Source organism: Treponema sp. UBA785 (assembly GCF_002297065.1).
Lineage (GTDB): Bacteria > Spirochaetota > Spirochaetia > Treponematales > Treponemataceae > Treponema_D.
The window spans coordinates 1-11,967 of record NZ_DBJD01000027.1 but is presented as its reverse complement, the minus strand read 5'-3'; the positions used below and the strand labels follow the sequence as shown (position 1 = coordinate 11,967).

General features: G+C 37.2%; 11 protein-coding genes. All 11 read right to left on the bottom strand.

Annotated elements, in window-relative coordinates; genetic code table 11:
* Window positions 1-66 precede the first annotated feature (66 nt).
* A complete protein-coding gene (locus B2X33_RS01900; RefSeq protein WP_296667193.1) occupies window positions 67-1,236 on the bottom strand; it encodes a hypothetical protein in 1,170 nt (389 codons plus the stop codon).
* A gap of 81 nt (window positions 1,237-1,317) precedes the next feature.
* The gene (locus B2X33_RS01895; protein ID WP_296022694.1) at window positions 1,318-1,536 is read right to left on the bottom strand and encodes a hypothetical protein; all 219 of its coding nucleotides are present in this window, start codon (window positions 1,534-1,536) and stop codon (window positions 1,318-1,320) included.
* 23 nt (window positions 1,537-1,559) lie between these two features.
* A complete protein-coding gene (locus tag B2X33_RS01890; protein ID WP_296667191.1) occupies window positions 1,560-4,601 on the bottom strand; it encodes an insulinase family protein in 3,042 nt (1,013 codons plus the stop codon).
* Window positions 4,594-5,928, bottom strand: a complete 1,335-nt coding sequence (locus B2X33_RS01885; protein WP_296667189.1) for a flagellar motor switch protein FliG — start codon at window positions 5,926-5,928, stop codon at window positions 4,594-4,596. The genes B2X33_RS01890 and B2X33_RS01885 overlap by 8 nt, the downstream gene beginning before the upstream one ends.
* Window positions 5,929-6,639: an ABC transporter ATP-binding protein gene (locus B2X33_RS01880; RefSeq protein WP_296022691.1), complete on the bottom strand. Its 711-nt coding sequence runs from the start codon at window positions 6,637-6,639 to the stop codon at window positions 5,929-5,931.
* Entirely contained in the window at window positions 6,632-7,480 is an 849-nt protein-coding gene (locus B2X33_RS01875; RefSeq protein WP_296667186.1) for an ABC transporter ATP-binding protein, read from the bottom strand. Before B2X33_RS01875 ends, B2X33_RS01880 begins: the two co-directional genes overlap by 8 nt.
* The gene (locus tag B2X33_RS01870) at window positions 7,480-8,610 is read right to left on the bottom strand and encodes a branched-chain amino acid ABC transporter permease (RefSeq protein WP_296022689.1); all 1,131 of its coding nucleotides are present in this window, start codon (window positions 8,608-8,610) and stop codon (window positions 7,480-7,482) included. The genes B2X33_RS01875 and B2X33_RS01870 overlap by 1 nt, the downstream gene beginning before the upstream one ends.
* Before the next feature lie 13 nt (window positions 8,611-8,623).
* Window positions 8,624-9,508: a branched-chain amino acid ABC transporter permease gene (locus B2X33_RS01865; protein WP_296022688.1), complete on the bottom strand. Its 885-nt coding sequence runs from the start codon at window positions 9,506-9,508 to the stop codon at window positions 8,624-8,626.
* A 260-nt stretch (window positions 9,509-9,768) separates the two neighbouring features.
* Window positions 9,769-10,941, bottom strand: a complete 1,173-nt coding sequence (locus B2X33_RS01860) for an ABC transporter substrate-binding protein (protein WP_296667184.1) — start codon at window positions 10,939-10,941, stop codon at window positions 9,769-9,771.
* Between the two features lie 178 nt (window positions 10,942-11,119).
* A complete protein-coding gene (locus B2X33_RS01855; RefSeq protein ID WP_296667182.1) occupies window positions 11,120-11,242 on the bottom strand; it encodes a hypothetical protein in 123 nt (40 codons plus the stop codon).
* Between the two features lie 204 nt (window positions 11,243-11,446).
* Entirely contained in the window at window positions 11,447-11,812 is a 366-nt protein-coding gene (locus tag B2X33_RS01850; RefSeq protein ID WP_296022685.1) for a hypothetical protein, read from the bottom strand.
* Window positions 11,813-11,967: the final 155 nt, after the last annotated feature.

Here is an 11,967-nt window from a genome sequence, read left to right as displayed (position 1 = left end):
AAGCAAAAGCCGCAGCATGCGACAGCATGCAAGTATCCGGGCTACAAGCCCGGCCGTGCGCTCCTCTTAGGCTTCCGCTGAGTCAACCGACCCAAAATCGCAGATTACATCAAATATAGTTGCGTGCTCCAAAAGCTCAAGATTTTTTCTGATTTTTTTAAAAATCTTTATTTCTCCAAAACCTGTTCCGCCACTGCATATTTCGATTAAGTCCCTTCCGCCTTCCAAAAGTTCATAATTTTTTATGAGCATTTGTGAAGTCCTGCAATAAACATCAACATCGATTACATATTTTTTCCAATGAACACTCACACTCCAGTGAAGTTTTTCGCCATCGGCATCTATTGGCATCTGAGAGCAAGAATGAATTTCAGAATACTTATTAAAAATTCCTTTTCCACTCAGAGAAATTTTTCTTCCTTCAAGCTCGACAAAAGCCTTCAGTTTTTTTTCAAATTCGCCTTCAATACAAAAGCAGGATTTTCCCAAATTTTTTCCAGAAATTGAACTCGTAAAATTCGTCGATGAAAGATGGAAATAATTTTCAATCAGTTTTTCGCCCCAGGATTTAGAAATATAGCCGGCAGAACTTCTAGGAACAACTGTGTATTCCGTTCCGTTTAATTCAACAACTCCTGCAAAGACTGTTTTTGCGCCAAGTGGAATCCATAAATCGTTTTTATTTTTATACAAAGGAGCTGATTCAATAGTCTTTTCAAAGTGCAGATTCCATTTCATTGTTCCAGCCGAACACAAAAGCTCCGGTTTTTCGGACAAATTTTCTTCTGTAACTTCTATACTGCCGGAAATCAAGTCTTTTCCAAAAATACAATTTTCCAATTTAAAAGACTGATCAGATTTTATGAAATTAAGTTTTTCCGATGGATAAAAACAGTTGAACTGCCTGCCGTTTTCTCCATAAAAACCAGCTTTTAAAAGAGCATAACTTGGAATAAACTCCTCTTCTTCATTCGCTTTGCTTGCGGCTAAAGTTCCTGCAAGCGCGTACTGCAAATCAGAATCAGAAATTTTTAATTGGGATTTTTGTGCTATTATCGCTTTTTTAGGCGAAATCAACGGATTTACATAATACAATTCAACAAAAAAGGCCTTTTGTTCTCCTGTTGCCCTGTTGATTCCTGTAAAAACATAACGCCACCATTCAAAACCTTTACGGCGCAGTTTTCCTTTTAGTAAATAATTATCAAAACGATTGTATTTTTTTGATGCCGCCATTGCACCCGCCTTGCCAAACAAGAATTTTTTCATTCTTCTATATAAATAAAATTTCGGCAAAAACGGATTTCTGATTTAGCTTTATTTAAAGATTTTATTTAAAGTCTTATCAAAATCTTCCTTTTCCTGAGGAAAATTGTCATCAAGATATTCAAAACAATTTACGGCAGCATTTTGAACATGTTCATACCAAATTTTATATAATTCAGGTTCAAAGTTTTCACTTGGATACGGCGCTCCCTGAATATCTGACACGAGCTGTCTTAACATTTTTATACAAGTTTTATATTTATGATTCATAATAAATCTCCCGTATGTTCTTATTATAATGGTAAAAATATCTTTTCGCCACCTAAATCATCATTATCAGGTCCGATTATAACACGATATTTTATTTTTTTTGAAAACTCTAAAAGTTCATTAAAACCTTTTTTTAATTCTGCTGGAGTGCAGTGCAAAAGTTCAAGAATTTTATTTTCCCGGTCAACATCGTCAATTGCATACAAAGTCCGCAAAAGCTCAATGCTTCCGCGTGCACGAGGTGTTTTTGGCACAACAAAATGCGAATAAGTTCCCATTACGGCTTTTTCTGTTTCGTCCTGATTAAAATCAATAAGCGCCGCCTCTTTTAGACAGTTTTCAAAAACATCAGCTGTTTTTTGAGGTGCCGGATCCCGATAAGAAGCAAACAAAAGATTTCCAGTAATTGAATCAATGTCACAAAAAGCGCCGTATGCGCCGCCGATTGTCCTGACTTTTTCCCAAAGAAGAATATTAGAAAGCCAATGACAGCAGATTTCAAGAATTGCATTTCCTTTTTGACCGTAAGCAATCGTTTTGAACGCCTCTCCTGCAAAACCAACAAGGCTTGGAATCACAATTTCTTCATCTCTGGAATTTTTTAGACTTTTTTTGCTGTCTAATTCTGTTAATTTTACAAAATCTTCAAGGCTATTTTCTGCTGGAGATTTTAGGGCGCACAGTCCAATTGATTTTACAAAAGCTGCGATAAGTTCCTTATTTTTTTCAATGGTCTCAGGTTCGGAAGTCACGTGAATAAAACCGCCTCCAGATTTTATTTTCCGTAAAATTTCATTAAAGACGGCAGAATTTTTTTTCGGATCAGCCTCAGCAAATTCATGAAGGCAAAAAATCTGGGTTAAACCGTTTAAAATTTCATCAACCGCAGAAACCTTAGAAGCTTTTCGCAAACATCTGAGCATTGCATATTGATGACCGGCAGGCACAACGCTTGAATCAAAATCATTTCTCGTTTCAACCGCAATATCTTTTAAGCGTTTATAATCGCTAAAATCAACTTTGTTTATGTTGTCCGCAAAAAGCCCAAGTCCTTCTTTTAATTTTTCATCAATTACCTTAAGCTTAAAAACAACCCAATCGCGTGCCGTAAAATTGTGTCTTTTTCTAAAATCGGCATTGTTTTTTGTAAGCGGAGTTTCGCTCGTCAAAATAGAACAGGTAATTCCACCTGTAGAAAGGGCTGTTTCGGCGGCAGCTTCGCTCCAGTCAAGTTTTCCCCAGCCACAGTCGCATACTGTTTCTGCAAAAAGAGAAAGATATTTGTATTTGTCAGAAGTTAAAACATCGGCCGGAAAACCAATATCGACATAAGTAATGCCGTTGGTATTTTCTCTGCTTTCAAAATAATCTACAGAAGAACCGTCTTTTCCTTCGAGAGTTTTGATTTTAAGCGAATAACTGTCAGAAATTCTCTTTCCTTCAATAATAAAATCGCTGGGACGAAGGTGTGGCAGGCAAGAAGTATCGTCTTTTTTGCTTTGAAAAGCATGAAGTTCAGCATTTTCGTTTTTAATGGCTTCCAAAGAAGTTTTTTGAACCAATTCTTTTACAAGCGCATTTTCCTGTTTTGTTCTTTCTGTCGTATATTTTTTTGAAGGAACGATTTCGCAAACAGCAAAACTTTTGTTTTCTAAGAAGAATTTTTTTATCAGCTCTTCAAGATAGCCTTTTTTGTTTTGAATTTTCTGCCTTACTTTTTCAAGAACAGTTCTCAAGCGAAAACTGTCTTCGATTTTATTTCCGTAAAGCCAGGCATTTATCGGTGCCATCATCAGCGATTTAGCAAAAGGTCCGTTTTGACGTTCAATTTCCCGGTGAGAAATTTCAAGTCCCATCAAAGTTGAATCAATATCGCCTTTATCAATTCCATTTTCTACGATTTTATTCAAGGTTGAAAAAACGAGTTCTTTTACTTTTTCGGCGCTGTTTTTCTTAACACCACGCAAACCGACTGTAAAAAGAGTATGAAAAAGTCCGTCAAGTCCCATTCCAGGAGCAGTATCTTCGCCAAGCTCACTTTCGACAAGAGCCTTTTGGAGCGGAGAGCCGTCATGGTTTAAGAGAACGCCTGTCAAAAATATTTTTTCCATATTTTGTTCGGCATTTTTTGATTCTCCCAAATCCCAGGTAACGTAAACAGTGCTTTTCTTTTCTTTTTCTTCGCCAGAAGGTCCGGTTGTCTTTACAAAAAGCTCATTTTCAATTTTTTTTGGAGTTACATATTCAATATGCGTTTTTAAAATTGAATTTCTTACTTCATCTGTCCATTCATAGTCAGGATTTTTTTCTTCAAGCCTTGTCAAAAAATTTTTTTGCAAAAAATCCAGTTGCTTTTCTGTCGGAATATTTCCGTACAAAAAAACAAAACAGTTTTCTGGCCTATACCATCTTTTATGAAAATTTTTGTATTCTTCGTAAGTTAAAAAAGGAATTTTTAAAGGATCGCCACCAGAATCTTCTTCATAAATTGAATTTTTCAACAAATTTCTTACAGGAACGTCCATTGCAACCGATTCAAAAGACGAATAAACGCCTTTCATCTCGTTGTAAACAACTCCCTGAATAGAAGGATTTCCATCTCCGTCAATTTCCAGGCGATGGGCTTCCTGCGCAAAGATTTCAGGCGAAAGCCTAGGAAAAAAAACTGCGTCGGCATAAACGCTCATCAAATTAAAATAATCGGCTTCGACAGTCGAACTCGCAGGATAAACCGTTTTATCTGCATAAGTTGCGGCATTCAAATAAGTTTTTACGCTCTGATTTGAAAGCTGTGTAAAAGGATCTTTTAGAGGATAACGCTCAGAACCGCACAAAACGGAATGTTCCATTATATGTGCAGCGCCGTTTCCCTCAGGATTTGGCGTTCGAAAGGTAAAAGAAAAAAGATTTTCGGTTTCATCGTTAACAAGGTGCAAAATCTCAAGCCCTGTTTTTTTATGCCGCAAATATATTGCCGTTGAATGATAGTCTTTTAATTCAAAAACATTTAAAATACAAAAACCGTTATATTCACTTCCCTTTTTAAAAATCTTTATATCAGACATAAATTTCGTCATCCCTTCCTTTTATAATCAATTTTCCTTCTTCCCAGGCGCGTCTCATATAAGAAAAAAACAAAGAAGTCGCTTTTTCAACATCGGTTTTTCGCATTGGACTTCGCCTTTCTTCTTCGTCAAGAATCATTTTTCGACGGTTTTCTGACACGTTGAATAAAATTTTATTTCTAAAATCGTCTTTTTTGCAGTGAATTACAAATGCAATTTCTTCATCCTGCATCTGCTGTAATTTTTTTTGAATAAATTTGTCGTCAGCATTAACAATATCATCAATTGTAAAAAGCCTTTCCCTCAATTCTTCGCTCAAGAGAGGATCTGAAGAAGAAATTTTATCAAGAAGTTTTTCTTCGTTTGCACTGTCCATCTGCTTTAAAATCTGGGCAAGCACGTTCTTTCCGTCAATTGAATCAGATTTTTCTGTTACAAGCGAATTCATTTTTTTAAGCATTGCTTCGTCAATTCTTGCAACAATATCCGGATTCATTTTCTTGAGTTTTGCCAGATGTAAAATCAATTCCGTTTTTTCTTTTTCGGGAAGCGAATTTATAAACTGGGCGGCTTTTTTTGGCGGAAGGTTAGAACAGACAAGAGCGCGAACATTTGCGCTTTCGTCTTTTAAAAGCGCGGAAATTTTTTCGCTGTCCGCTTCGCTCAGATAATTGAACGGTTTTCCATTTTTAAAAGGAACCGCTTTTTCTAAAACTTCGCCCGCTTTTTTAGCGCCAAAGGCTTTTTCAAGAATATTTCTGGCAACATTCACTCCGCCGTCTTCGCGGGCGCGTTCCGTCAAAGATTTAAATTCTTTTAGGATTGAAACCGCTTCGTCTTTTTCGACTGAACGAATTGTCGCAAGTTCAGGAATTATTTTTTCAACTTGATCTGACGAAAGGTGCGGAAGAATTTTTGCAGCTTCATCAATTCCAATAAGCATTAAAAACTTTGCAACACGCCTGTAAACGTTGTCTTTTCCGTCTGGAGAAGGCCGCTGAACAGGAACTTTTAAAAGCCCGCCGTTTTTAATAGCATTTTTCGAAGCAAAGTCCGAAAATGATTTTTTTTCGGAAACTGGGTTAAAGTTTTTTGGAAATCCAGTCGTTGAAAAATTTTCACCGGAAAAAGTTTTTCCGGCTTTGTCGGCTTCAGATTTTTGAACCACCGGATTTGAATATATCCGTTTTGGATTAAAAGGCTTTACCATTTTTTTTTCGTCTTTTAAGCGGTCAGAAAGCACCATATCCGCAACAGACTTTTCAGAGCCGGAATTTCCAGCAGAATTTTTTAAATAAGCATTAAGTTCAAAATCTGAAAGTTTCATTTATTTCTTTTTTCCGAGATAGGCCTCCCGTACAGATTCATTCTGCAAAAGTTCTTCACCGCTACCCTCTAAAACAATCGAACCAGTTTCAAGAACATAAGCCTTGTCTGCAATTTTTAGAGCCATATTCGCGTTCTGCTCAATCAGAAGAATCGTCACTCCGGCCTTGTTGATTTCTTTTATTATATCAAAAATTTGCTGAACGATAAGAGGGGCCAGCCCTAAAGAAGGCTCATCCATCATCAAAAGTTTAGGCCGGCTCATAAGAGCACGTCCAACAGCAAGCATCTGCTGCTCTCCGCCAGAAAGTGTGCCTGCATACTGCCAGTTTCTTTCTTTTAGACGCGGAAAAAGCGAATAAACCCATTGCAGGTCTTTTTCGATTTCAGTTTTATCTTTTCGTAAATAAGCACCTATACTTAAATTTTCCTTTACGGTCAAATCGGCAAAGACATGTCTTCCTTCTGGACTAAGGGCAATTCCCTGCGAACAGATTTTATCGATTTTCATTCCAGCAAGCTCAGTTCCGCCAAATTCAATAGAACCGCTTTCTGCCTTTACAAGTCCGCTGATTGTACGCAATAAAGTTGACTTTCCGGCACCGTTTGCTCCAATCAGTGTAACGATTTTTCCGTCAGGAACCTGAATATCAACACCACGGAGGGCTTTTATTCCGCCGTAAGAAACATGTAAATTCTTTATACTAAGCATTTGAGTCCTCCGATTCTCCAAGATATGCGCTAATAACTTCCGTATTATTTTGAATTTCTTCAGGAATGCCGCTCGCAATCAGCGCTCCAAAATTCAAGACATAGATTCTGTCAGAAATATCCATTACAAGATCCATATGATGTTCAATCATAAAAACAGTCAGATTAAATTCATCGCGAATTCTGCGGATAAATTCTGTAAGCTCGGCAGTTTCCTGAGGATTCATTCCGGCGGCAGGCTCGTCAAGCAAAAGCAGCTGAGGTTCTGTTGCAAGAGCGCGCGCAATTTCAAGACGGCGCTGTAAACCGTAAGGAAGAGATGTACACATTTCGTCTTTTACTTCGTACAAACCAAGAATTTTTAAAAGCCGCTCAACTTCTGCCCTCTGTTTTTTTTCTTCTTTTAAATTCAGACGGAAAGTCGCAGTAAAAATATTGCTTGTACGGCGCAAATGCATTGCAATCAAGACATTGTTAAAAACGCTCTGGCTTTTCCAAAGGCGAATGTTCTGAAAAGTACGCGCAATTCCGAGTTTTGTAATTTTGTCCGGAGTCGGTTCAAGATGACCGAGATACTGGCCTTTTTCGCTTCCTGCGTAAAGTTTTTTCATTTTTCCGCGCGGATGATTTTCCACGATTTTTTTCTCGTTAAAATAAACCGCTCCGTTTGTAGGAGAATAAACACCCGTAATAACATTGAATGCTGTTGTTTTTCCGGCGCCATTCGGCCCTATCAAAGAGACAATCTCGCCTTTATTTACTTCAAGACTGAGAGATTTTACGGCAACAACACCGCCAAACTGCATCGTAATGTTTTCAAGCTTTAAAACGTTCTGAGCCATTACTTCGCCTCCGCAGTTTCTTTTTGCTTGTTAATTTTTTTGTTAAAAAGCTTAAATCTTAAATTTTTAAGAAATTTTATAATTCCGCTTATACTAAATTCATTTTCGCCCATAATTCCTTTTTGATAAAAAAGAACAATCGCCATAATCGCAATTGAGAATACTACTTTTCTAAATCCAGGCCTCAAAAGAGGAACAGTAAATGAACCAATCGTAACCGTTCTGTCCAAAAAGCGAAGCCACCATTCAGAGCAAGCAATAAACAAAAATGAAGAAATACAGCTTCCTGTAATCGATCCCATTCCGCCGATAACAACAATCAGCAAAATTTCGTAAGTCAGAGCAGATTTAAACTGACTTGCCTGAATAGTTGTCTGAAACATTGCCAATAGCGCGCCTGAAATTCCTGCAAAAAATGAACTTACCACAAAACTCAACTGTTTGGTCTGTGCAAGATTTATTCCCATCGCCTCGGCTGCAATTTCATCATCACGGACAGCCTTAAAAGCACGCCCATAAGTAGAATTGATTAAAAGCATTATGATCGCAATACAAATCCCGGAAACAAAAAAATAAAATATGCAGCTCTGAAAAACCGGATATTTTCTCAAAAGGTTAGAACCGTTCGTAACCGCGCCAATTTTGTCCCATTGAAAAAGCGCCCTCACGATTTCGGCAAAACCAAGAGTTGCAATAGCAAGATAGTCGGATTTTAAGTGAAGAACAGGCAGCCCAATTAAAAAAGCGAAAAGAGCGGCAACAATTCCAGCCAGAATCAAAGCAACAAAAACCGGCAAAGTAAACTGAATCAAACCGCCGTCAAAATACTGATAAACCTGAGCCCTTGCAGCAACAGGAATCGTAAAAATTCCATAAGTATACGCTCCAAGAAGCATAAATCCGGCCTGGCCAAGACTAAAAAGTCCTGTAAAACCATTAAGAAGATTCATGCTTACGGCAACAAGAGAATAAATTGCGCCTTTTTTAAGCACAGTAAATAAAATTGAAGTTCGAGGCAAAACAGCTTCAAGAACAGCAAGCACAACAAAAAGAATGCCAAGCAGACAAAAACCGGCAATCAAGTCCTTTTTATTTTTTAAATCATTTAATTTTAACAATTTATTTTGCATTTTCATTCCCGCACTAAACTTTATCAGTTTTCTTTTCGCCAAAAATACCGGTCGGCATAAACATAAGAACAATAATTAAAAGGACAAAAGTAAAAGCATCGCTAAAAGTCGTCCATCCGATTCCCTTTATAATATTTTCACAAATACCAATTATAAAAGCGCCAATTACAGCTCCAGGAACAGAACCAATTCCTCCAAAAACAGCCGCAACAAATGCCTTTAAGCCAGGCATTCCGCCAACAGTAGGCGTAACTCCAGGATAATTAGAAAAAAACAGGATTGAACCGACTGCTGCCAAAAAAGAACCGATAACAAAAGTTGTGCTTATGACAGAATCTATTTTAATTCCCATAAGCTGGGCAGTTTCAAAATCTCTCGAAACAGCACGCATCGCCATTCCAATTTTTGTTTTTTTAATCAAAAGTACAAGGGCAAGAACAAGAAAAATCGTCAAAAATGGAGTAATAACCGTAACGCGCTTTGTAATTGCGCCGGCAATTGTAATAGAATCAGAAATCCACGGAATAGTAGGATATTTTTTTAAAAGACCGCCAGTAATATAAAGGGCAATATTCTGCAAAAGATAAGACATTCCGATTGCCGAAATCATAATCGACATACGAGGCGCATTTCTCAAAGGTTTGTATGCAATTCTTTCAACCGAAAATCCAAGCAAAACAGTAAGCACGACAGTAAAAACAACAGCAAGCCACAAAGGCAAAATTGTATAACTATAAACCATTATAAGCCCGGCAGCCATAAAAACATCTCCGTGCGCAAAGTTAATCAGTCTCAAAATTCCATAAACCATCGTATAACCAATGGCAATAAGCGCATATTGACCGCCAGTCGAAACTCCTGCAAGAAGATACGGCAAATTACTCTGTAAAAAATCCATTTATTCTTCCATTGTTTTTAATTTTTTGGGGCTGTTTCTGCGCAAGCACAGAAAACGGGCTGTCCAGGGTTTCATTCTAAAAAAGTCAATCCGCATGCGAATTGATTTTTTTAGAACGCTCCGCGCCCTTACCATCCCTCAGCCAGACTGAACTTGCAAAAAAAATACTTTTCAGCCATACCAATATTTTATCATAAAAAAACATCTGCAGTTTTATCAGTTTATGACAAACTCTTGCAGATGTTTTTTGTTTTATTAAATTATTTTACGCTCTGCTGAGCAACAAAATCCCATTTTCCAGTCTTTGTGTTTACCTTTTTAATATAGGCAACATCGCGTACTGCGTCTCCAGCTGCATCAAAAGCAATGCTTCCAGAAACTCCCTTGTACGAAGTTTTTGGCAAAGCAGCTTTTACAGCGTCAGGTTTTATAGAACCAGCATTCTTAATCGCTTCAAGAGCTGTGTAATAAGCGTCAAATCCCATTGCAGAAACAGCAGCAATTTCATCATCACCGCCGTTATTTGTTTTTGCAGTAGCATTTGTGTTGATGTAGTTGCGGAATCCGTTTACAAAATCAACAACCTGAGGATCATCAGAGCCTTCAACAAAGAATGTCGTTACATAAATACCGATGTTTGTTCCTTTTGCAGAAGCCAAAATAACGTTAGAATCCCAAGTATCGCTTGCAAGAAGTGGAATTGAAAGTCCCTGAGTATTTGCCTGTTCAATAATAAGAGCCGCAGCTTCAATAGAAGTTGGAGTAAACATTACATCTGCGCCGCAGTTTTTTGCATTTGCAACATAGGCCGCAAAGTCGCTTGTACCGTCAGGGAATGTTTCATAAACAACTTCAATTCCGAGTTTTTTTGCAGCCTCAATAAAGTAATTGCACAATCCTACAGAATAGTCATCGCCAAGTTTTGCAAGTGCATAGGCTTTTTTAGCATTAAAAACAGACTTTGCAAGATAAGCGTGAACTGAGCCCTGGAACGGATCAAGAAAGCAGATACGGAAATAATGGTCATTTCCAGCAGTAACCTGAGGGTTTGTACAAGTTACTCCAATTGCAGGAACACCAGCCGAAGCAAAAGTATCAGAAGCTGCAATAGATACTCCAGAACCATAAGAACCCAAAACTACAGAAACACCTTTAGAAATAAGTTCTGAAGCGGCAGAAACAGCCTTATCATTTGAAGACTCATTATCAACAATTTCAAGCTGAACTTTGTATTCTGTTCCGCCAATATTTACAGTCGGAGTAATGCTGTTTGCATACTGAATACCAAGAGTCTCCTGTTTACCACCGGCACCATTGTCGCCAGAAGCAGGTTCAAAAACACCAATTTTAACAGTAGGAGTTTTTTCTCCACAGCTAACCAAAAGAGCAGCCGACAAAACGCCGGCTAATGCAACAAGAACACTTTTTTTCATTTTAATACCTCTCACAAAAAAAAGACCTTTCTATTATACTATCAATTTCCGCCTAATTCAATTTAAAAACAAAAAAGGCCTGCATTTTTTTATAAAACACAGACCCCTTTGTCTAAAAACTAAAATACCGGATATTTAATTCAATATATCAAATAAAGAATAAAACCACAAGTTTGAATTAGAATTTTCCGTCAATTTTTTCAATACATCTGTCGCCAAAATTATCAATCAAAACGGCTAAAAGAGAAAAAACAACAGAAGAAACTAAAATCAAAACAGCGCATATAATTCCAAATAACATAATAATCTCCAAATCAAAAAAAAATTTAAAAAATTCAAAACTGCAAAATAAAGATTTTTTGCAGGCTAAAAAAAATTACTTAAAAAACACAATGCAACCAACAGTCATGACTGCAAAAATAACAAGCACAATAATAAAACCCGTCATATAAAACCTCTGAGAAAAATTTAAAATAAGGTCAAAATTATGATTTTTACGTTTTATTTAGACGACAGTCTGGAGGAAAATAATATTTTGAATTGATTTTGGAAGAAGAAGCACCCGAAAAGTGCTTAAAGAAATATTCGATGAAGAAGAAAGAAAAGCTGAAGAAAATCCTAAATCTTCAAAAAGAAGATTTCCTGAAAAACCGCCGAAAGATTCAGTTTTCTTTTGCGAGCGTGAAAATGTACGCTCGATTATTTTCGCTTCATTTACAGACGCGGAAATGAATTCTTGCGACGGAGAATGAACAGCGATGATTTTTACATCGTCAGATGAAGAAAAAACCGCTTTCTGTGTACTTATTCCCGCATATGAAGAAAACAAAGCGAGAAATGAAAATACAATGTACAGAAAACGGCTTTTCATAATTTTTACTTTTTATGAATTTAAGGCGATTTCGACGAACTCAATCACCGCAAATCAAATTGTTAAATTAACGCAATCCGCCATAAGTTGCGATTGATTTTGCCTTTGCAAAATCACAAGCTACATGCGACGGAACGAAGCGACTAGCGAAGTCC